This window comes from Streptomyces sp. NPDC055013, from assembly GCF_053608645.1.
Genome location: NZ_JBSGVW010000001.1, coordinates 373,407 through 395,363, shown reverse-complemented (window position 1 = coordinate 395,363; position 21,957 = coordinate 373,407). Strand labels below are relative to the sequence as shown.

Sequence of the window (21,957 nt, the reverse complement as noted above, 5' to 3'; positions counted from 1 at the left end):
ACCGGTGCTCCCACACCCGCCTTCTGATAGGAAACCTTCCTATCAGTGTCCCCCAACGGCCAACCCCCCACCCCCCACCTCCACTTGGAGCCGCCGTGAAGCACCCAGCACGCACGTCGCGCCGAACTCTGCTCGCCCTGATCGGCGCGTCCCTGGCGTCAGTCCCCCTCCTCAACTCCCCTCACGCCGCCGCGGCCGCGGTGGGACTCGACGACCCGGCGAAGAAGGAGATCGCCATGAAGCTGGTGTCGAGCGCGGAGAACTCCTCGCTCGACTGGAAGGCCCAGTACAAGTACATCGAGGACATCGGTGACGGCCGCGGCTACACCGCCGGGATCATCGGCTTCTGCTCCGGCACGGGCGACATGCTCGATCTCGTCGAGCTCTACGCCGACCGCCGCCCCGGCAACGTCCTCGCCCCGTACCTGCCGGCGCTGCGCCGGGTCAACGGCTCCGACTCGCACGACGGACTCGACCCGGACTTCCCGCGCGACTGGGCCCGGGCCGCGCAGGACCAGGAGTTCCGGCGAGCGCAGGACGACGAGCGCGACCGCGTGTACTTCGGCCCGGCCGTGCGGCAGGGCAAGACGGACGGGCTGCGCGCGCTCGGGCAGTTCGCGTACTACGACGCGATCGTCATGCACGGCGACGGCACCGACCCGACCAGCTTCCGCAACATACGCAAGCGCGCCCTGAACCAGGCCTGGCCGCCGGCGCAGGGCGGTGACGAGGTCACGTACCTGCACGCCTTCCTGGACGCTCGGGTATGGGCCATGAAGCAGGAGGAGGCCCACAGCGACACCAGCCGGGTCGACACGGCCCAGCGAGTCTTCCTGCGCGCGGGCAACCTCGACCTGAACCCGCCGCTCGACTGGAAGGTGTACGGGGACAGCTACCACATCGGCTGACCCACCCACGGGGTGCCGTACCGCCTCAGTCCGCTACGGCACCCCGCGTCATCCTCATGCCGCGCAGCCCATAGAATTGATTTATGAGCTCATAGGTTGGACCCGCGTACCGACTTAGGCTTGCCTTAGTTTAGGCTTCCCGACGAGATCGCTTGTCATCGCTCGAAGGGACCCTGATCATGCCCCGCCCCCTGCGGGTAGCCATCGTCGGAGCCGGCCCCGCCGGGATCTACGCCGCCGACGCCCTGCTCAAGTCCGACGTGGCCGCCGAACCCGGCGTGTCCATCGACCTCTTCGAGCGCATGCCGGCGCCGTTCGGACTGATCCGGTACGGCGTCGCCCCCGACCACCCCCGCATCAAGGGCATCATCACGGCCCTCCATCAGGTCCTCGACAAGCCGCAGATCCGCCTCTTCGGCAACGTCGACTACCCGACCGACATCAGCCTGGACGACCTGCGGGCGTTCTACGACGCCGTGATCTTCTCGACGGGTGCGACGGCCGACCGGGCACTGCCGATACCCGGCGTCGACCTCGACGGGTCGTACGGCGCCGCGGACTTCGTCTCCTGGTACGACGGGCACCCGGACGTTCCGCGCACCTGGCCGCTGGAGGCCGAGAAGGTCGCCGTCCTCGGTGTCGGCAACGTCGCCCTCGACGTGGCCCGCATCCTGGCGAAGACGGCGGAGGAACTGCTCCCGACGGAGATCCCGCCGAACGTCCACGAAGGCCTGAAGGCCAACAAGGCCCTGGAAGTCCACGTGTTCGGCCGACGTGGCCCGGCGCAGGCGAAGTTCAGCCCCATGGAGCTGCGCGAGCTGGACCACTCCCCCAACATCGAGGTCATCGTCGACCCCGAGGACATCGACTACGACGAGGGCTCGATCGAGACCCGGCGCGGCAACAAGCAGTCCGACATGGTCGCCAAGACCCTGGAGAACTGGGCGATCCGCGACGTCGGCAACCGGCAGCACAAGCTGTTCCTGCACTTCTTCGAGTCGCCCACCGAGATCCTCGGCGAGGACGGCAAGGTCGTCGGCCTGCGCACCGAGCGCACCACCCTCGACGGCACCGGCAACGTCAAGGGCACCGGCGAGTTCAAGGACTGGGACGTCACCGCGATCTACCGTGCGGTCGGCTACCTCTCCGACAAACTCCCCAAGCTGCCCTGGGACATCGACTCGGGCACGGTCCCGGACGAGGGCGGCCGGGTCATCCAGGAGTCCGGCGAGCACCTGCAGTCGACGTACGTCACCGGCTGGATCCGACGCGGCCCGGTGGGCCTGATCGGCCACACCAAGGGCGACGCCAACGAGACGGTGTCCAACCTGCTGGACGACTTCGCCCATGACCGTCTGCAGACGCCGGGTTCGCCCGAGCCGGAGGCGGTGGAGGCCTTCCTCGCCGAGCGCGAGATCCGCTTCACCACCTGGGACGGCTGGTACAAGCTCGACGCCGCCGAGAAGGCGCTGGGCGAGCCCGAGGGCCGTGAGCGCGTGAAGCTCGTCGAGCGCGAGGACATGCTCCGGGAGAGCGGCGCCTGAGACGCCGAAGCTGAAGCCGTGAGGGCCGGGGGTTCCAACCCCCGGCCCTCACGGCCGTTGTCAGCGCGCTCCGGATGATCAGTACCTGCTAGCGTCCCCCGGTGTTCTCACTCCTGGAGCCCCCTTTCTTCACCCGGCTGCGCGATGCGCGGCGGGTGCTCGTCGCCGGTGCGGGCGGCGGTTTCGACGTGTACGCCGGGCTGCCGCTGGCCCTCGCCCTGCGCTCGGCCGGCAAGGAAGTCCATCTGGCCAACCTGTCCTTCTCCGATCTGTACGGGCTCTCACTCGACGCGTGGGTGGACCACGACATCGCGGCGATACGCCCGGACACCGCGGCGCGCGGCGACTACTTCCCGGAGCGGACGCTCGCGCGATGGTTCGCCGCGCACGACCTGCCCGACACCGTGTACGCGTTCCCCCTCACGGGCGTCCAGCCGCTCAGGGCCGCTTATCGCGCGCTCCTGGAGCACCTGGGCGGCGTGGACGCCGTCGTGCTGGTGGACGGCGGGACCGACATCCTGATGCGCGGCGACGAGCACGGGCTGGGCACGCCGGAGGAGGACATGGCCAGCCTGGCCGCGGTGTCCGGGCTGGACGAGGTTCCGGTGCGACTCGTGGCCTGCCTCGGGTTCGGCGTGGACGCCTATCACGGGGTCAACCACTCCCTGGTGCTGGAGAATCTCGCCGCGCTGGACCGCGAGGGCGGCTACCTCGGGACGTTCTCGCTGCCGCGCCACAGCCACGAGGGGCGCCTGTACCTCGACGCGGTGGAACACGCCCAACGGGCCACGCCGGAGCACCCGAGCATCGTCCAGGGCTCCGTCGCGGCGGCCGTACGCGGTGACTTCGGCGATGTCCGGTTCACCGAGCGCACCAGGAACAGCGAACTGTTCATCAATCCGCTCATGGCCCAGTACTTCTGCGTCGACGCACCCGCCCTGGCCCGCCGCAACCTGTATCTCGACCGCATCGGGAACACCGCGTTGATGCGCCAGATCAGCTCGGTCATCGCGGAGTTCCGCGACGACCTCGCCCAGCAGCGGCCACCGCGCGTCTACCCCCACTGACGCGCCCGCGTCTCAGATTTCGGTGAAGCCTCCACACCGCGCCCGTGCGTTGCATACACTCCTGATCTTCACACAAGCTCCACACAGGGGGGATGTTTCTCCATGCGCATACGCATTGTCGCCACAACCGCCATCGCCGCCGGCACGCTCGCCGCGCTCTCCGCCGTACCGGCCCAGGCCACCGAGTACTCGTCCGCGCTGAAGATCCGCGGCATCCAGTACGACGCACCCGGCAGCGACTCGAACAACTGCCGGACCGGCAACACCGACGAGGAGTACCTGACGATCAAGAACTACTCGTCCGGTACCACGGTCAACCTCAAGGGCTACGTCGTGAAGGACAAGGCCGGCAACCGGTTCGCCTTCACCGCCAACCACTACCTCCAGCCCGGGGACTACGTGAAGCTCCGAGGCGGCAACGGCAGCGACTCCGACGCCAAGAACGTCGTCTACCGCGACAACTGCAACTTCATGTGGAACAACGACAAGGACTCGATCTACCTGAACAAGCCCTCGGGCGCCGGGGCCGACTCGCACTCCTACACCAAGAGCGGGAACGACGGGGACCGCAACGGCTACATCACGTACCACAACTGAGCGGACCCCGAGTCACGAGCAGGACCCGCCCCAATGCGGATGGTGGGCGGGTCCTGCTCACCGAGTCATTGTCATGACCGGAAGCGGTGCGGACCACGAGTGAGGGACGCCGGCCGGTGCGGATGGCGCACACCCCGTGTGCGGACCCCGCCCGGCGGGCAGGCATCTGCGGCGACGATACTGATACGAGCACGTGCTCCCGCCCACAGATGGACCCCATGCCCAGCTCCTCCAGCACCCGCCCCACGACTCCCCCCTCGGTGTGGTTGGCCCGTGGCCGCCACCTCGGGCCCGCCGCGGAAGAGGTACTCCGGCTCAGTCTGCGGCAGCTCAAGGACAGCCGGGCCATCGACGACTTCCTGGAGCTGCCCGAGACCGAGGGTGCCCAGGAGTGGATGTTCGAGGCCCGATGGCGGGTCGCCGGCTCGGTGACCGTGCGAGCCCGGCTGACCGTCGAGCACGACACCGGCAGCGGCCAGGACTGGATACTGATCGCTGAGGCGGAGGCGCCGTGGGACCCACGGTGGCCGTCGCCGGCCACCCTGTTCTGGCCGCAGGAGCCCGACGCGACCTGGGACCACACGCCGGTATCGGACCTGCGCCTGACGGACATCAACCCCCTGCCTTCGGACGACAAGGCCGTACGGCACCTGCTGCGGGACTGCGCGCGTGACCGCTGGAGCATCCATGTGGTCGTCCACGAGGCCATGACCACGGACGCGGCCGGCCGCGCGCCCCTGGCCGGCTTGCTGCCGCCGAGCCTGCGGCACCGGCTGGTCGAGCACCGCGCCGCACCCAGCCAACTGCGCGTCGTGAACTGGGCCCTGCGGGACCTCGGCGTACAGGTGCCGCGCGGGGGCGCCGTCGTGCTGCCCGGAAGTCCGGCGCCGTCCGGCTACGAAGCGGACGACTTCGCCGTACGCAGCGTCTTCCTCGACGGCACGGAGCCGGCCGAGCTGATTCACGCCGTGACGCGGTTCGCCGCCCTGTCGCGTCCCCTGCCGGACGGCGCCCAGGAGGCGCTCTCCGCCCTGCGGGAGGACTGGCGGCTGCTGACGCCGGCGGAGGAGCTCGATCGTGAGCGCAAGCTCGTGGCGATGTACGCCGACGCACTCGAGGCGATGACGAAGTCCCGCGACCTGTACCGGGAGGCCGCCGAGCAGGCGCACGCGGCGCTGGCCGCCTTCCGGGAGTCCGCGGCCGCCGTGCCCGAGAGCCGGCCCGACACCCCCGCGTCCCCGGCGGGGTCCCCGCTCCAGCAACTGACCCGGACCTTCGAGCGTTTCAAGGGCTCCGCCCGGACACGCAGGCCCGCGGCCGGGTCGGTGGACGCGCAGGAGGACAAGGCCGTCGAGGAGCAGCCGGAGATCCCGGGCCGCCGGAGGGCGTAGGACGGCTGCGCCGGATCCCCGGTGGGGGCGTACTGCGTCCTGCGGGCTCGCTTCGGCGCGCGGGTGGACGGGTCGTGCGCCTGCGCGAGCAGGTGACCGGGCCGATTTGTGCGTCTTCCGTCCTGACGGGTGACGGCGTGCGGCCGAGTGAGCGCTGCCATGCAATGCACAGGCCGCAAGGGGGAATCCGACCGGCAGGTGCGCATGGTGCGCGCCGCCGGCAGAAGGAGGGTCCATGGAGTCGACCACCGCGGTGATCGTCGTCATTGTCGCCCTCGCGGCCGTCGTGCTCGCCGTGGCCGTCTGGGTGCTGGCGCGGCTCGTGCGCACCCGACGTGTGATGCGGCGTGCCGGGCTGCCGACGGGGCCGCGCTGGGTGTTCTGGGGCGCGGTCCTGTACTTCGTGCTGCCGGCCGATCTGGTGCCCGATCCGGTGTATCTGGACGACATCGGCGTGCTCTTGCTGGCACTGCGTACCCTGCGCCGTTCTCCCGATGCGGGACCGCCGGACGCCGTTGATTACAGAAAGTAAGGAAACCAATCACTCGTTCGATTCGTTTAAGTAAGTGGAAACCGAAGGACGTCGCCGGGCCGAGGGACGCTCCTGGGTGACCAGCTCGATCGGAGCAGCACCTGTGAGGGAGAGACGATGCAACCGTTCGCGCTCAACTATGCACGGCCGGCAGCGGAGTTGGAGGTCACCGCTGCGTATGCTTACGACTCCGGTCTGCAGTTGAACGTGCTGCGTGACGGGCGAATAGCCGCTTGTGATCACGCGCTCTTGCGGGAGTTGGGGACCACTACATCCACGGCGGGCTCGAAGACCCACTTCGACGACTGAACGCAGGTCGCCGACGATGACGGTCTTGATTGTGACCAACGAAGAGGACGTGACGGCCGACATGGTGGTCGTGCACCTGAACGCGTCCGGTGTTCCGGTGGTCCGGCTCGATCCCGCCGACGTGACCGGCGGGGTCGCGCTGTCGGGCGAGTATGTGCACGGCTCGTTCCGTGGCCATCTGTCGTCCGCGGGACGCCTGGTGAGCGTCAACGGCCTGCGGTCGATCTGGATGCGCAGGCCGGGGGCCGCGGCGGCGCGGGCGGCGGCGCCCTCCCCCTGGCTGACTCAGGAGGCGGAGCAGGCGCTGTACGGCATGCTGCGCGGCTGCGACGTGCGCTGGATGAACCACCCCGACGCGGCGCGCCGGGCTCGCTACAAGCCCTGGCAGCTGCGACTGGCACAGCGCTGCGGTCTGCCCGTTCCGGCCACGTTGATCACGACTTTCCCGCAGGCCGCCCGCGAGTTCGCCGAGCGCTATCCGGATCTGGTGGTCAAACCGGTGTCCGGCGCGCATCCACAGGATCCGCCCCGTGCCGTGCCGACCAGCAGGGTGGGGCCGGACGCGGACTTCTCCGCCGTCGCGTTCGGGCCGACCCTGCTGCAGCGACGCGTGGCCAAGCGTGCCGACATCCGCCTCACGGCGGTGGGTGAGCAGCTGCTGGCGGCCCGCAAGGCGACCGGCGCCGAGGCCGAGGTGGACGTCCGGTTCGCCGCGTCCGACGCGCCGTGGTGTCCCGTCGAGGTCGCGCCGCGCGTCGCCGAGGGCGTCCGCGCCTATCTGCGGGACGCGGGACTCGCCTACGGCGCCTTCGACTTCGTCGAGGACGCCGACGGGACATGGTGGTTCCTGGAGTGCAATCAGTCGGGGCAGTTCGGGTTCATCGAGGTGGACACGGGCCAGCCGATCGCCCGCACCATCGCCGAGTGGCTCGCGCAGCCGGCCTCCGGGGAGCAGCCGCACGCCAACGGGGCGAGCGCGAAGGTGCCGTGACCGGTCCGCCCGGCCGTCCACGGCTCAGCGCGACTGCGGCCCCGGCGGCAGGGCGCTGCGCTGCCAGGTCGGGGCGGGGGGTGCGGGGCGTCCGGGAGGGGGTACGTGGCCGCCGGACTGCAGCAGGGGCTGCATGGCGAACTCGACTTCCCTGCTGACGCGTTCGGCCTCCCTGCGCACCTGGGTGGGGATGTCGCCGCGCTCCGCGATGAGCCGGTCGTAAATGGGGGAATCCTGGAACACCCGTCAACGCGCCTTTCATGTCGTGGCCCTGTGTGCAGATGGGCACGGCTGTCGAGTCTAGGCGCCGACGCACACTGAAGTGCGAATTCTGCCAGAGCGCTTGACGTGCGACGAACGGGCGGTTCCTCCCCGACGCGTGGACGCGGTGGCGCCCGTTCCCCGCCGGCTCCTCCGGGTGTCAGGCGCCCGTCGTGGAACCGGGCCGGACGATCATCAGCACCGTGACGGTCGCCCACAGCAGGTTGAAGATGCCGGTGAACATGGCGAGTTGAACCGTGGCCGCGTGCTCGACGGGCTTCTCGGCACTCAGTTGACCGACGAGCTCCTCCTGACGGGGCAGGACGAAGGCGATCAGGATGCCGGCGGCCGCGGCGGTCAGGGCGATGGAGGTGATGAGCCATCCGCTGCCCAGCACTCCCATCGCCAGGCCGGTGGCCAGGCCGAGGACGGGGACCGAGACCCCGACGGCACCGTAGACGCGGCAGATGCGGTGCAGGAGCCGGACGGTGCCCACCGCCACCGCCCCGTCGGTCGCCGGGACGCGGCGCGCGGCCGGGGGGAACATGCTGGCCGCGACGGTGACGGGGCCGACCGCGACGATGGCGGCCAGGACGTGAAGAGTGAGGAGGATCTTGGTCACCCGCCCCACGCTAGGGATCTCCCGGGTGATCGCACAGGGGCTGAAACGACAGCTTCCAACGGTTTCTCGCCAGCCGATCTGCCCGCTCCATCACCGCGGCCCACCTGAGCGACCTGCACTTATGGCCGTGGCGGGAATCCGCCTAGGGTGTCACTCATGCACACCGTGGCGATCCTGGTTCTCGACAACGTGGTGCCGTTCGACATGGCGACACCGTTCCAGATGTTCGGCTGGACCCGGCTGCCGGACGGCCGCCGCCCCTACCGGGTCCGGCTGTGCGCCGAGTCGCCGGAGGTACGCACGGAGGGCTTCGCCCTGCGGATCGACCGAGGGCTCGACGGGCTGGAGGACGCGGACACGATCATCGTGCCGGGCTGCGACGAGACCGGACCGCCCTCCCCCGGCGTGACGGCGGCCCTGCGCGAGGCGGCCCGGGCCGGCACCCGGATCGCGTCCGTCTGCGTGGGCGCCTTCGTCCTGGCCGAGGCCGGGCTGCTGGACGGACAGCGCGCCACCACCCACTGGATGGCGACCGACGAGCTCGCACGGCGCTTCCCGGACGTCCATGTGGAACCGGACGTGCTGTACGTCGACAACGGGCAGATCCTCACCTCCGCCGGGGCCGCGGCGGGAATGGACATGTGCCTGCACATGATCCGGCGCGACCTGGGCTCGGCCGTGGCCGCGCACACCGCCCGCATGTCCGTCGTACCGCTGGAACGGGAGGGCGGACAGGCGCAGTTCATCGTGCACGAGTATCCGCCCGTGCCGCGCGGCTCGGCGCTCGAACCGCTGCTGGAGTGGATCGAGGACAACCTGGCCGGGGAGATCACCCTGGGGGCATTGGCGGAGCGCTCGGGGATGAGCGAGCGCACCTTCAGCCGGCGGTTCCGTGAGCAGACCGGCACCACGCCGCTGCAGTGGCTGCTGCGGGCGCGTGTGCGGCGGGCCCAGTACCTGCTGGAGAACAGCGACCATCCGATCGAACGGATCGCGCGGCAGGCGGGGTTCGGGTCGCCCACCGCGTTCCGTGAACGCTTCCGCCGGGTGGTCGGCACCACGCCACACGCCTATCGGGCCGCGTTCCAGGCAAAGGCCCTGGCCGGCGCCCCCGTCATGACGTGCCGGCCCTGCCGTCAGGTCACGGTGGGATAAATCACCCGAGTCCACGCGGGCCGTCAGCAGTTGGACAAGGGTATCGATCCCGCCCCAAGGACGGTGTACGCCCATGAACTGCTCCAGCCGCCTGCTCTGCGTCCTCTACATCGCCACGAGCGCGGGGCTCGCCTGGACCTCGGTCCTGGAAATCCGGTACGGGCCCGCGTGGGCGGCGTGTCTGTTCGCCGCCGCCAGCCTCGTGCCGGTCATCGCCGTGGTGCGGGAGACCGTGATCGGCGAACAGCGCCGGTGGCTCCTGGAGTTGGTCGCGCGGGCCGGGCGCGCCAGCGATGCCGCCGAGGCGATCGTCCGTGCGGAGCTGGACTCCGCGTGCTGCGAGCGCTGGTGGACGAGCCTCGGCAGTGAGCACGAGCTGACGTGCCGGCACTGGATGCCGCGGAGCAGCAGCGCCGCGTGAGCGTCCGTGACGCCGTCCCACGCACCGAGCCGGCGCACGGCGGGACGGCGTCACGGACGGGCGTCACCGTCCGAGCGCCCGGTCGACCTCCTCGCTCAGGAGGGCGACGTAGTCGCGGGTCCAGCCCTCGATCGTGCTGCGGTCCCACAGGTCGGCCGAGTACTCGACGAAGCCCTTCAGTTCGTCGCCGGCCGGGACGAGCCCGAACGTGAGTTCCGTGCGGGCCGCGGCGGGCGCGAGGTCCTCGATGGCCGTGGTCAGGCCGGGCAGTTCGACCTCCGCGTCCAGCGAGCTCTGGTAGGCGAAGCCGACGTCCAGCCGGTCCGGCACGTCCACTCCCGTGTGCTCCCTCATCGCGGGGGCGATCCGGCGCACCGGCAGGGCCCGGTCCATGCACTCCACGGTCGTACGGGCGACCTGGTCCGTCAGAGTGGCGAAGGATCCGCCGACGCCCTGCCGCACCGGCAGCGCGAAGCCGGTGACCGTACAGGCCAGCAGGGATTCGAACGCGCGGCGCTCGCGGTTGGCGTAGGAGACGTTGAACACGACATCGGACTGCCCGGACTTGCGCGCGAGCATCCGGCCCAGGGCCGCGGCCGTGACCACGAACGGCGTCGTCCCCCGCTCCCTGGCCAGCCGCTCCACGGCGGCCCGTGCCTCGGCCGGCACGGTGAACATCACTGCGCCGCCCCGTCCGCTCGCGCTCTGCGGCCGGGGCCGGTCCAGCGGCAGGTCGACGGTGAACGGCACCCCGTCGAGCTCACGCAGCCAGAACTGCACCTTCCGCTCCTCGGCGGCGTCGTCCACCTGGTCCTGCTGCCACCGGGCATACGCCACGGGCTGGCACTGCACCGGCGGGAGGGCATGGGGCTCGCCCGCCGCGGCCGAGCCGTAGAGCGCGGCGAGTTCCTTCAGCAGCAGGCTGACGGACCATCCGTCGCAGGCGGAGTGGTGCAGGACGAGGAGCAGCGACCAGGTGTTCTCACCGGTACGCAGGAGGCGCAGCGCCACCGGAATCCCACCGGTGGGGTCGACAGGCGTCTCCGCAGCCTCGGAACTGGCCCGGTCCAGGGCCGCCTGCCGTTCCGGCACGGGCAGTCCGGTGAGGTCCTCCACCGGCAGTTCGACCGGGCGGGGCCGCAGCACCTGCTGCTCCCAGCCGTCGCCGCTGCGGGCCAGCCGGGTCCGCAACCCCTCGTGCCGCTCCACGAGCCCGGTCAGGGCGGTGCGCAGGGCTGCCACGTCCAGGGCACCGGTGAGGGTGAGCCGCAGGGCGACGTTGAAGACCTGCGGGAGGCGGTGGTCGGCGTGCACGGTGGCGAAGCGGGACTGCTGCACGGTGGCGGGGGCGCGCTGCTCCACCGTGCCGGGTCCGTCGTCGGCCTCGGGCGAGGGATGTGCGGAACCCGGCTCCGCCGTCTCGCCCGCCGCCGCGGCCAGTTGGGCCGTCATGGCCCGTAGCGTCGGCTCCTGGTAGAAGCTCAGCATCGGGTACTCGGTGCCGAAGTCCTCCCGGACCCGGTTGACCAGTCGCATCGCGGTGATCGAGTGGCCGCCCAGGTCGAAGAAGGAGGCGTCGGCCGCGATGCCGTCGGCGTCGACGTCGAACTCCTCGGCCCACAGCTCCCGAACCCGCCGCTCGATGCCCGTCGGGTGACCGGCGGCGGGTGCTTCGCCGACGGCACTCGCCGTGCGGGTGGGGGCGGAGGTGACGAGGTCGGGTGCCGGCAGCGCGGAGCGGTCCAGTTTGCCGTTGCCGCTCACGGGCAGGGCGGTCAGGACGCGCCACGCGCGCGGTACGAGGTACTCCGGGAGCCGGGCCGCCAGTTCCTCGGCCAGCAGATCGGCGTACGCCTGCCGGTCGTCGGCCTCTTCTCCTATCGGGTCGGCGGGGACGGCATAGGCCGCGAGGTACGCATCACCGCGGTCGTTGCGCCGGGCCAGTACGGCCGCCTCGCGCACGCCGTCCAGGGCGTTGAGCGTGCGGGAGACCTCCTCCGGCTCGACCCGGTAGCCCCGGATCTTCACCTGGTCGTCGGCCCGGCCGCAGAACTCCAGCGTCCCGTCCGCGGTCCAGCGGACCAGGTCGCCTGTTCGGTACCTGCGCGCGTCCGGGCCGCCGTCCGGGTCCGGCAGGAACCGCTCGGCGGTGAGTTCGGGGCGGTGGAGATAGCCGAGGGCCACGCCCGGTCCGCCGACGTACAACTCCCCGACCGTGCCGACGGGTACCGGGCCTCCCGACTCGTCGAGCACGCTCAGCCGTACGTTGTCCGCCGGGCGTCCGATCGCGATCGGACGAGCGGGGTCGTCGCTGTGCGCGGCGACGGTTTCCGTCGTGCACAGCACGGTGGTCTCGGTGGGCCCGTAGACGTTCACCGTCTCGTACGGCGCCTCGGGGCGCGGCCTGGTGCGCAGTACGTCACCGCCCAGCAGGAGGTGGCGCAGGGGCGGCTGCTCGTGTGGTGGCAGCCCCAGCAGTTGTTCGCCCAGGGCGGTGGGGAGGATGGAGAAGGTCACGTGCTCGCGGGCGTACCAGCGGGCCAGGGTCAGTGGATCCCTGCGGACTTCCTCTTCGGCGATGGTGACCGACGCGCCCGCGGTCAGGGCCGGCCAGATCTCCAGGATCGAGGCGTCGAAGCTCTGGCTGCACACGACTGCGCTGCGGTCGGCCGAGGTGAACGCGAAGCGCCGGTGGTGCCACTCGCACAGGTCGAGGACAGCGCGGTGCGCCAGCACGACGCCCTTGGGTGTGCCGGTGCTGCCCGAGGTGTAGAGGACACAGCACGGGGCCTGGTTGTCGATGGCGGACGCGGAGCGCGGCGGGTGCGATGCGGCCGCGTCGGGGGATACGACGGTCACGCCCGGCGGCAGCTTCAGAACGGCCGCCTCACCGGGCGCCGACACCACCGTCCGCGCCCCGCACTCGGCGATGACCTGCTCGGCGCGCACCCGGCCGAGCGACGGATCCAGCGGGACGTAGGCGCGGCCCGCTCCGAGCGCGGCGAGCATGGCGACGACGAGGTCGGCGGAGCGCGGCAGCCACAGCGCCACGACCTCGGCACCGCCGTCCGTGGCGGGCTGTTCCCGCAGGACGGCGGCCAACTGCGCGGCGCGGTCGTGCAGTTCGCGGTACGTCAGCCGGGTGTCGCCGCTGATCACGGCGGTGCTGTTCGGCCGAGCGGCCGTCTGCCGGGCGACCAGGTCGTGAACGGTGATGTCCGCGAGCGGGCGGGACGGGCCGTGCTGCCAGGAGCTCGGTACGGGCTCACCGTCGGCGGCGGTGTCGACGGGCGCCGGGGCGAGCCGGGACAGCGGCGTGTCAGGGGTGTCGACCGCCGCGGCGAGCAGGTCCCGGAAGGTGGCGAAGAACCCGTCGACCGTCTCCTGGTCGAACAGGTCGGTGTTGTACTCCAGGTGGCAGCGGATGCCCTCGGGCTGGTCCGTGAAGTAGACCGTGAGGTCCGTCAGGGACTTGTCCGGGCCGGCGTCCAGCGGCGTGGCCTCGATGCCGGGCAGGTCGAAGCGGAACGGTTCGGCGCGCTGGAACTCAGCGAACGCCTGGAACACCGGTGTCCGGTCGACGGCCCGGGGCGGGGCGAGCTCGCGCACCACGGTTTCGAAGGGCACGCGCGCGTGGTCGTACGCGTCGAGAGCGACCGTGCGCACGCGGTCCAGCAGCGTGCCGAACGCCGGGTCGCCGGACAGGTCGAGGCGCAGCGCGAGGGTGTTCACGAAGAACCCGAGCAGATGCTCGGCCCGCTCGGGCCGGTCCGAGATCGGGGTGCCGACGACGATGTCCGTCTGCCCGGTGACCCGGCGCAGCATGGCGCCGTATCCGGCGAGCAGGGTCATGAACAGGGTGCTGCGGCGGGCACGACTCAACTCCCGCAGTCGTGCGGAGAGTTGGGAGTCGAGGGTATGGAAGACCGCCCGGCCGTTCGAGGTCATCGTCGACGGGCGGGGCCGGTCGGTGGGCAGGGCGAGGACGGGCAGGTCGCCGCCGAGGGTGCGGCGCCAGTAGGCCAGGTCCTCGCCGGCCTCGGGGCTGTCCGCGGACGCCGCCAGCTCCCTGGCGTGGTCGGCGTAGTTCCAGGTGAGCGCGGGCAGGTCGGGGGTGTTGCCGGCGCGTTCGGCGCGGTAGAGCGCGGACAGGTCGCGGGCCAGGACGGTGGCGGAGGCCGCGTCGACCACGATGTGGTGGAGGGACAGCACGAGGACGTGCTCCGCCTCGGCGAGCCTGACCAGCCGGGTGACGAACAGCGGGCCGCCCGCCAGGTCGAAGCGCCGTGCGCTCTCGGCGGCCAGGACGTCCCGCAGGGCGGTCCGCGGGTTGCCGGTGCCGTCGACGACCTCGAAATCGGGCTCGACCGGCGCCGCCCGCACCACCTGGCGGGGCTCGCCTCCGCTCTCGCGGAAGACGGTACGGAGCCCCTCGTGCCGTGCGACGAGGCCGCGCAGTGCCGCGCGCAGAGCCGGCACGTCGAGGGGGCCTTCGAGGCGGATCGCCTTGACCTCGTTGTAGGCGGTACGGCCCGGGAGCAGGCGCTCCAGGAACCAGATCCGTTCCTGGCCGGGCGACAGGGGCGCGTCGGCGGGGGCGGAAACGGGTGCGGGCCGGTACGTGCGGCGCAGCGCGTCCAGGTGTGGCAGGCCCTCGCGCAGTTCGTCCGGAGCGACACCGAAGTCGACGAGGGCGACGATCTCGTCGGCGCCCGCCGCGGTGACCGCGTCCACCACCGGGCGGACGGTGTCCACCGTGCCGATCAGAGCGCGCTGATCGCAGTAACGGCCGTAGGCCCGGCGGAACACCGCGTCCAGGTCGTCCTCGCTGAGCTCGGCCAGGTCGACGTTGTGCCCCAGGCTGTTGGTGACGCCGCTGAACACGGACAGGGACGCGCGCATGTAGCGGGACAGCGGTTCGTAGGCCTCGGTGCGCGCGGTGTCGTGGTCGTCGGCGAGGTAGGTGTGCAGCAGGACCGCCACCCGCCCGGCGTCCGGGTCCAGGCCGTACCGAGCCCGGGTGCGCCGGTAGCGGGCGATGTTCTCCGCGAGCTGCTCGACGCTCTGGGTCATCAGGTTGGTGACGACGCCCAGGTCGTGGCGGGCGGCGAGTTCGAAGGAGGCGGGGTTGCCGACCACCGCTGTGTACATGGGCGGGGCGTCCTGCACGGGTCGCGGGAAGAGGCGTACCTCGGCCTCGCCGTCACCACTGGCCCGGCGCACGGCGTCGCCGCGCCAGAACTTCCGTACCTCCTCCAGCTGTGCGTACATCAGCTCCTTGTGCCGGCCGAAGCGGTCGGGGAAGAACACGAAGTCCTTGGCGCTCCAGCCGCTGGCGACGCCGATGCCGACACGTCCGCCGGAGAGGTTGTCCACCATCGACCACTCCTCGGCGACCCGGATGGGGTCGTGGAGCGGCAGGACGACGGAGCCCGCGTTGAGCCGGATGCGTTCGGTCTCCCGGGACAGCGCGGCGGCGAGCACGGCCGGGTTGGGGAAGAGGCCGCCGAAGGAGTGGAAGTGGCGCTCGGGCATCCACAGCGCGTGAAAGCCCTGCTTGTCGGCGAACCGGGCCACGTCCATGAGGAGTTCGTACTGGCCGCCCTGCCTCGGCGCGGAGGAGTCCTGGGGGTAGTCGCCGAAGAAATAGACGCTGAAGTCGGTGGTGCGGGCGGCGGGTTCGCTCGCGGATGCCGTGCGGGAGTCCGTGACGGCTGCGGCGTTCCAGGCCATGGCGGCGACCGGGGCGGGCGCCTCCGCGGGGACGGCAGGGTCCGGTGTCGGTTCCGCTGCCCGGCTCGGCGCCGGAGCGGGTGCCGGTTTCGGTGTGGGCGGCGCAGCCTTCGGCGCCACCGGCCGCCCGCCCGGGAAGAAGCCCGCCGTCCGCAGCTCGCGCAGTGAGTCCCGTACGGCGTCCGCCACGAACTCGAGGTCGCCGTCCGTGTGGGCGGTGGACAGGAAGAAGTTGCGCCACTCCCAGACATGCACGCCGCGCAGCATCAGGTGGTGGTAGAGGAGTTCCATGTCGGCGCGGTGCTCGAAGCGGAACTGGGAACCGAAGTGGCTCATCCGCAGCGGGAATTCCTCGGCCTCGAAGAAGCCGTTGAGCGTCGCGGCGAGTTCGGCGGTACGCGCGTTGAGCCGTTCCTGGAGGCGCGGGCTGTGCTCCTTGAGGTGGGTCAGCACGGCGCGCGCGGCGACCATCGACACCGGGTGCTGGATGTACGTACCGCCGAAGAACGTGGTGTCGGCGGGCGGGTAGCTGTCGTCGCCGTAGGACCAGTGGCCGCCGTCGACGCCGTCCATGATGTCGGCGCGGCCGGCGATGGCCCCGATGGGGAACCCACCGCCGAGCAGCTTGCCGTAGGTGGCGAGGTCCGGCGTGACGCCGTACAGGTCCTGCGCGCCGCGCAGCGCCGGGCGGAAGCCGGTCAGCATCTCGTCGAAGAGCAGCACGATGCCGTGGCGGCGGGTCAGCTCGCGCAGCTTTCGTACGAACTCGACGGGCCGCAGGGAGGGATGCCTGCTCTGCACCGGCTCCACGACGACCGCGGCGATGTCGTCCGCGTGCCGGGCGATCGCCTCCAGGGCGGCGTCGGTGCCGTAGTCGAGGACCAGCAGATCGGAGACCGAAGCCTGCGGGATGCCTCGGGAGACGGGCACCGTGACCTGGTCGGTGCCGCTGCCCGAGGTGCGGCCGAGGACGTTGTCGGCGTGGCCGTGGTACGCGCCCAGGAAGGTGACGATCTTGTCGCGGCCGGTCGCGGCGCGGGCGAGACGGATGGCCGCGGAGTTCGCCTCCGTACCGGAGTTGGCGAAGGCGACCCGTTCCAGACCGGTCAGTTCGGCGAGGAGTTCCGCCGCCTCGCCGGTCTCGACGTTGCGCGGGCCGAGCTGGATGCCCCGGGACAGGTGCTCGCGCACGGCCTCGGTGACGAAGTCGGGTTCGTGGCCGAAGAGGAGGACGCCGAAGCCCATCGTGATGTCGACGTACTCGTTGCCGTCGACGTCCTGGAGCCGCGCGCCACTCGCCCGGTGGCCCGCGATCGGGTAGAGCATCTCCTTCGTACCGCTGCGGAAGCCCACGACGGCACGGCTGTCGGCCAGGACGCGGCGGTAGCGCTGGGCGATGCTCTTGGAGGTCGGGGTCCTTGCGGTGTAGCGGCGGACGAGGTCGGCCAGGTGGTCCTGCTGGGAGTCCGGTGAGACGTCCTGCACCATGCCGGAGGTCCTGGCGACCGTCACCCGGGGGCCGTGGACGCGTGGTGCCTGCGGCGACCGCTGCTCCGGGACGGAGGCGTCGGCTCCGCCCATCTGCTCGGCTATGCGCTGGGAGAGTTCCGCCATCGCCGCCAGGTCCTGGTCCAGTGCCGCGGATATGCCGTGCAGCCCGGTCACTTGGCCACCTTGCCGTTGATCCGCTCGGTCACCGAGGCCGTCTGGAGGGCCAGCAACTGGGAGAGCTGGGACATCATCTGCAGCTGTATCTGCGATATCTGCTGGAGTTTGCGGGCGAGGTCCTCCAGTTCCTCGCGCGTGGCGTACTCGGGGGCTGCTGCGGGGGCGACGGGCGCGGGTGCGGGAACCGGTGCGGGTGCAGGTGCGGCGACCCTGGGCGGCGCGAGGGGCTCGGGAGCGACGGGCTCCGGAGCAGCGGGCGCGGGAACAGCGGGCACGGGTGCAGGAGGCTCGGGAGCGACCGGCTGCGCCAACCCCGCCGCCCCCGGCATGCGGGCGACGATGAACTCCGCGAGCCGCCGTGGCGTACCCGTCTCCTCGAACAGCTGCCGCATCGTCACCTTGACCCGATGTTCCTGCTCCAGCTCCCGCAGCACGCTGATCATCTGCAGCGAGTCGGCGCCGAGGTCGAAGAAGGACGCGTCACCGACGATCGCCGACGGCTCCTCGCCGAGGTGCCGCGACGTCGCCTCGACGATGCTGTGAAGTACGCGCGCCACCGCTGCCTCTTGCTGAACCACTTCGGCTCCTTCTCTCGCTGGTGTTTCTGTGCTGAGGGCCGTCAACTCCGGCCCCGTCCAGTGGTCCTTGTGCTGGAACCGGTATCCGGGCAGCGGGATACGCCTGCCGCCGCTGCCGGCCAGCAGCACCCGCCAGCCGACGTCCGCCCCGGCACAGTGCAGGCCCGCCGCCGCACCCCAGAGGGCACCGAGCCCGGTGCCGCGCCGCAGGGACGGCAGCGACCGCAGGTCGGGCAGTGCCCGGCGGGCCAGACCACTGAGGGTGGTGTGCGGCCCGATCTCCAGCAGGGCGTCGGGCCGCCCGGCTCCGATGCCGCGCAGTGCCTCGTCGTAGCGGACGGGCTCGCGGGTGTGCCGGAGGAGGTAGTCGGCGTCCGGGGTCCAGCCGGGCGGGCGGGTCATGCCGTCCAGGGCGCTGACGAACGGGATGCGTACCGGCTGGAAGTCGACGTCGTCGAGGATCTTCCGGAACTCCTCCAACATGGGTTCCATCAGCGCGGTGTGGAAGGCCCGGGTCACCGTCAGACGCTGCCCCGGCGTGCCGCGCTCGTCCAGCAGGGCACACGCCCGTTCCACGGCGTCGACCGGCCCGGCGAGCACCTGTGCGCGTTCCGCGTTGATCACGGCGAGCTCCAGGCCGGGCACTTCGGCGGCCAGGGCTTGGGCGGCCTCCCGGTCCAGCGCTGCGGCCACCATCGCGCCGGGGGCACAGCGTTGCTGCATCAGCCGGCCGCGCTCGATGGTGAGACGCAGACCGTCGTCGAGCGACAGGGCTCCGGCCGCGTACAGCGCGGCGTACTCCCCGACGCTGTGCCCGGTCACGGCGTACGGTTCGATGCCGGCGTCACGCCAGAGCCGGACCAGGGCGCACTGCAGGGCGAACAGCGCGGGCTGCGCGGTGTCCGTGCCTGCGAGCGGCCCGTCGGGCGTTCGGTCCGGTGCCCCTTCCCCCAATGCGTCCGACGCCCGCGGCGCCGCGAGCAGTGAGTCGCCGGTGAGGTCGCGGTAGTGGTCGTCGCAGGCGTCGAGCACCTCGCGTACGACGGGAAAGCGCTCGCGGAGGGCGTCGGCCATACCCGCGTACTGGCTGCCCTGCCCCGTGAACTGGAACGCCACCCGCGCGTGGCCCTCCGCCGGCGCGGTCCCCGCCGTGACCGTCGCCCCGGCCGTTCCGGTGAGCCAGGCGTCGAGGGCGTCGGCGAGGGCGGCCGGGGTGGTGCCACGGACCACCAGCCGGTGGCGGCCGTGGACGCGGCCGAGGGCGGCGGTGGTGACCAGGTCCGCCGGTCGGGGTGACGGCGGCCGGCGTAACCGGTCGCGGAAGGCGCGGGCGTTGTCGGCGAGGGCGGCCTCGCTGCTCGCGGAGACCAGCAGCACGTCGGCAGGGGCGGCGGCGTCGGTCCGGGGAGCGGGCTCGGGGGCCTGTTCCAGGATCAGGTGGACGTTGGTGCCGCCGACGCCGAGCGAGGTGAGGCCCGCGCGGCGGGGCACGGCGCTCTCGGGCCAGGGCCGGGCGGTGCCGGGGATGTAGAAGGGGCTGTGTTCGAGGTCGAGGCCGGGGTTGGGCTCGCTGAAGTTCGCCATCGGCGGGATGACGCCGTGCTTGAGGACCAGCAGGGTCTTGACCAGTCCGGCGAGGCCGGAGGCCGCGTCGAGGTGGCCGATGTTGGCCTTGGTAGAGCCGAGGGCGCAGTAGCCGGCCCGATCGGTGTCCTCGCGGTAGGCGCCGGTGGCGCCGTCGAACTCGATCGGGTCGCCCTTGAGTGTGCCGGTGCCGTGGGTCTCCAGGTAGCCGATGCTGTCCGCGCCGACGCCGGCGCGCCGCAGGGCCTGGCGGACGGCCACGCGCTGGCCCCGGGCGCTCGGGGCGGTGAACGCCTTCTTGTCGGCGCCGTCGTTGCTGATCCCCCAGCCACGGACGACCCCGTGGATCGTGTCGCCGTCGGCGACCGCCCGGCCCAGCCTCTTCAGTACGACGGCCAGGACGCCCGTTCCTCCGACGGTGCCGTCGGCTCCGGCGTCGAAGGCGCGCAGGCGGCCGGACTTGGAGAGGATCGAGCCCTTGACGTAGCGGTAGCCGACGACCTGCGGCACGTGGACGGCGGTGGCGCCGACGAGGGCGATGTCGCAGTCGCCCATGAGCAAAGACTGTGCGGCGGCCTGCACGCCGACCAGCGAACTGGAGCAGCCCGTCTGGATGTTGACCGCGGGGCCGGTCAGGCCCAGCCGGTAGGCGATCCGGGTGGCGGTGAAGTCGGCGTAGTTGCCGACCGTGATCTGCATGCCGGCCATCCAGTCGGTGGCGGCGTGGCTGGGCAGGACGTTGTTGAGGAGATAGTTCTGCAGGGTGTAGAGGTGATATCCGGTGCTGGCGTAGACGCCGACGCGGCTGCCGTCCCGTTCGTCCGGGTAGCCGGCGTTCTCCAGGGCGTGCTGGGCGCACTCCAGGAGCATGCGGTGCTGCGGGTCGGTGAGCCTGGCCTCGCGGGCGCTCATGGCGAAGTGCTGGGCGTCGAAGCCGGCGATGTCGTCCAGCACCCCGGAGGCGCCGACGAAGTCGGCCGCCCGGTACTCCTCGGCGGGTACACCGGCGGCGTCCAGCTCCTCGTCCGTGAACCGGGTGACGCAGTCCGTGCCGTCATGGATGACCCGCCAGAACTCCTCGGGCGTGTTCGCGCCGGGCAGCCGGAAGGCCATGCCGATGACGGCCATCCTCGGGTCGGGGTCGCTCGTGGTCATCAGCTGCGTCCCTCCGTCACCGTCGGTTTGTCCTGACTGACCGTTTCCTCGATGCCTTGGTCACCTGTGCGTCCCCGGCGCAGAAGCAGCAGGAGCAGCGCGCCGCACAGGACGATCGCCAGGCCGTGGAAGGAGGCGACGACCTGCAGCGGCGAGAACGTCTCCAGCAGGGCGCCGCTCACGAGCATGCCGAGACCGAAGCCGGTGTTCTCGGCCGAGGCGGAGAGTCCGAAGAGGCGGCCGCGCTGCTCGTCCGGGGCGGCCTGCAGCCGCGACACGTAGACGATCTCCGTGAACCCGTCGGCGGCGCCGGCGACGAGCGCGGCGATGACCGCGGGGACGGTCGGCAGCCCACTGAAGACGACGATGAATCCGGCCGACATCACACAGGCGCCGAGCGCGAACGCCCGCTCCCCGGGTGTGCGCCCGGTCTTCTTGGTGACCCGGCCGATCACCTGCTGGACGACGATGTTGCCGATGGCCCAGGTGGCCCAGAACTGGCTGATGAACGTGGCCGGATGGTCGGGGTCCAGGCCGCTGGAGTAGATGGGCAGGGCGACGTTGTGGGAGGAGGAACCCAGCCCGTCCACCGCCCGGATGGCGATCATCGCCATCAGCAGCGGAGCCGTGGCCAGCAGCATCCGCGCCGTCCAGCGGGCGGCGCCCGAGGACTCCGCGGCGCCGCCGCCCGCGGCGTCCTTCGCCGCCCTGGTGCGTACGGGCAGCAGGAACAGCACCGTCGCGGAGACCAGGAAGGACGCGGCGTCCAGGGCGAACGCAGCCGAGTAGCCGAGCTGCGCGACCACCACACCCGACGAGGCGAACCCGGCGATCATCGCGAGCGAACGCCCGGTGACCAGCAGCCCGTTGGCACGCACCCGGTGCTCGGCGCCGACGATCTCCGGGATGCTGCTGCGCAGGGCGACCTGGGAGAGCGTCGAGCAGCCGCCGGTGACCACGGCAAGGACGTAGAGCAGCCCCACGCGGGTGGCGTCCGGTGCGATCAGCAGTGTCAGCAGCGCCACGGCCTGGCACAGGTCGGCACCGACCATCAGGCGCTTGCGGTCGTAGGCCGAGACGAGACGACCGCTCACCCAGCCCGACACGACACTCGTCGCCAGGCGTACGGCCATGAAGAGGCCGGCGGCCAGCGCGCTGTCCGTGGCGTCGTAGACGAAGACGTTCAGCGCCACCATGTTCAGGTAACTGCCGTACGCCGAGATGCCGTTGCCCAGGACGAGCAGCCGGAAGTACCTCATGCACCTTCCTCTGGTCTGCAAGAAGGGTGTGAGTGGTGTGCGAGGCCGGGATGCGGCGCCCGCGCGCTCAGCGGCGGGGCGGAGTCGATACGGACGGCAGGCTCCGGGACGTTCGCCCGTCGCGTCGGCCGCGCGGGAAGCGATGCCGCGGTGTCCGATACCCGTTCATCGGCCCCGGCCGC

Annotated in this window: 15 protein-coding genes; 10 read left to right on the top strand and 5 right to left on the bottom strand. The window is 71.5% G+C overall.

The window, feature by feature from the left end; all coding sequences use genetic code 11:
* Positions 1-95 precede the first annotated feature (95 nt).
* From ACWGDB_RS01690 to tgmB, 8 genes are all read left to right on the top strand, one after another.
* On the top strand, positions 96-908 hold the full coding sequence (locus ACWGDB_RS01690; protein WP_453820544.1) for a chitosanase: 813 nt from the start codon (positions 96-98) through the stop codon (positions 906-908).
* A gap of 179 nt (positions 909-1,087) precedes the next feature.
* On the top strand, positions 1,088-2,452 hold the full coding sequence (locus ACWGDB_RS01685; RefSeq protein WP_453820543.1) for an FAD-dependent oxidoreductase: 1,365 nt from the start codon (positions 1,088-1,090) through the stop codon (positions 2,450-2,452).
* A gap of 101 nt (positions 2,453-2,553) precedes the next feature.
* Complete coding sequence (locus tag ACWGDB_RS01680) at positions 2,554-3,519, top strand: DUF1152 domain-containing protein (RefSeq protein WP_453820542.1); 966 nt, start codon at positions 2,554-2,556, stop codon at positions 3,517-3,519.
* Between the two features lie 102 nt (positions 3,520-3,621).
* Entirely contained in the window at positions 3,622-4,116 is a 495-nt protein-coding gene (locus ACWGDB_RS01675) for a lamin tail domain-containing protein (protein WP_453820541.1), read from the top strand.
* A gap of 218 nt (positions 4,117-4,334) precedes the next feature.
* On the top strand, positions 4,335-5,507 hold the full coding sequence (locus tag ACWGDB_RS01670; protein WP_453820540.1) for a hypothetical protein: 1,173 nt from the start codon (positions 4,335-4,337) through the stop codon (positions 5,505-5,507).
* A 235-nt stretch (positions 5,508-5,742) separates the two neighbouring features.
* Positions 5,743-6,039 carry a DUF1232 domain-containing protein gene (locus ACWGDB_RS01665; protein ID WP_383627485.1) on the top strand — a complete coding sequence of 99 codons (297 nt, stop codon included), beginning with the start codon at positions 5,743-5,745 and terminating at the stop codon, positions 6,037-6,039.
* Positions 6,040-6,156: 117 nt separating this feature from the next.
* Complete coding sequence (gene tgmA / locus ACWGDB_RS01660) at positions 6,157-6,348, top strand: putative ATP-grasp-modified RiPP (RefSeq protein ID WP_369275309.1); 192 nt, start codon at positions 6,157-6,159, stop codon at positions 6,346-6,348.
* Positions 6,349-6,364: 16 nt separating this feature from the next.
* Positions 6,365-7,339, top strand: coding sequence for an ATP-grasp ribosomal peptide maturase (gene tgmB / locus ACWGDB_RS01655; RefSeq protein ID WP_453820539.1), 975 nt, complete (start codon positions 6,365-6,367; stop codon positions 7,337-7,339).
* A 24-nt stretch (positions 7,340-7,363) separates the two neighbouring features.
* Here the strand turns inward: tgmB and ACWGDB_RS01650 are convergent, their stop codons facing one another.
* Complete coding sequence (locus ACWGDB_RS01650; RefSeq protein WP_383601868.1) at positions 7,364-7,582, bottom strand: hypothetical protein; 219 nt, start codon at positions 7,580-7,582, stop codon at positions 7,364-7,366.
* Between the two features lie 178 nt (positions 7,583-7,760).
* Positions 7,761-8,222: a DUF2269 family protein gene (locus tag ACWGDB_RS01645; protein WP_453820538.1), complete on the bottom strand. Its 462-nt coding sequence runs from the start codon at positions 8,220-8,222 to the stop codon at positions 7,761-7,763.
* Positions 8,223-8,378: 156 nt separating this feature from the next.
* Here ACWGDB_RS01645 and ACWGDB_RS01640 point away from each other — a divergent pair, with 156 nt between their 5' ends.
* Together ACWGDB_RS01640 and ACWGDB_RS01635 are read left to right on the top strand one after the other, a co-directional pair.
* Positions 8,379-9,377 (top strand): GlxA family transcriptional regulator, encoded by a 999-nt coding sequence (locus tag ACWGDB_RS01640; protein ID WP_453820537.1) that lies wholly within the window; start codon positions 8,379-8,381, stop codon positions 9,375-9,377.
* 73 nt (positions 9,378-9,450) lie between these two features.
* Positions 9,451-9,798: a hypothetical protein gene (locus tag ACWGDB_RS01635; protein ID WP_453820536.1), complete on the top strand. Its 348-nt coding sequence runs from the start codon at positions 9,451-9,453 to the stop codon at positions 9,796-9,798.
* A gap of 63 nt (positions 9,799-9,861) precedes the next feature.
* Here ACWGDB_RS01635 and ACWGDB_RS01630 read toward each other — a convergent pair whose 3' ends face one another.
* The 3 genes from ACWGDB_RS01630 to ACWGDB_RS01620 are packed head-to-tail and all read right to left on the bottom strand — an operon-like array spanning position 9,862 to position 21,775.
* Positions 9,862-17,145, bottom strand: a complete 7,284-nt coding sequence (locus ACWGDB_RS01630; protein ID WP_453820747.1) for a MupA/Atu3671 family FMN-dependent luciferase-like monooxygenase — start codon at positions 17,143-17,145, stop codon at positions 9,862-9,864.
* A 47-nt stretch (positions 17,146-17,192) separates the two neighbouring features.
* The gene (locus tag ACWGDB_RS01625) at positions 17,193-20,516 is read right to left on the bottom strand and encodes a type I polyketide synthase (protein ID WP_453820535.1); all 3,324 of its coding nucleotides are present in this window, start codon (positions 20,514-20,516) and stop codon (positions 17,193-17,195) included.
* Positions 20,516-21,775, bottom strand: coding sequence for an MFS transporter (locus ACWGDB_RS01620; protein ID WP_453820534.1), 1,260 nt, complete (start codon positions 21,773-21,775; stop codon positions 20,516-20,518). Before ACWGDB_RS01620 ends, ACWGDB_RS01625 begins: the two co-directional genes overlap by 1 nt.
* Between the last annotated feature and the right edge of the window lie 182 nt (positions 21,776-21,957).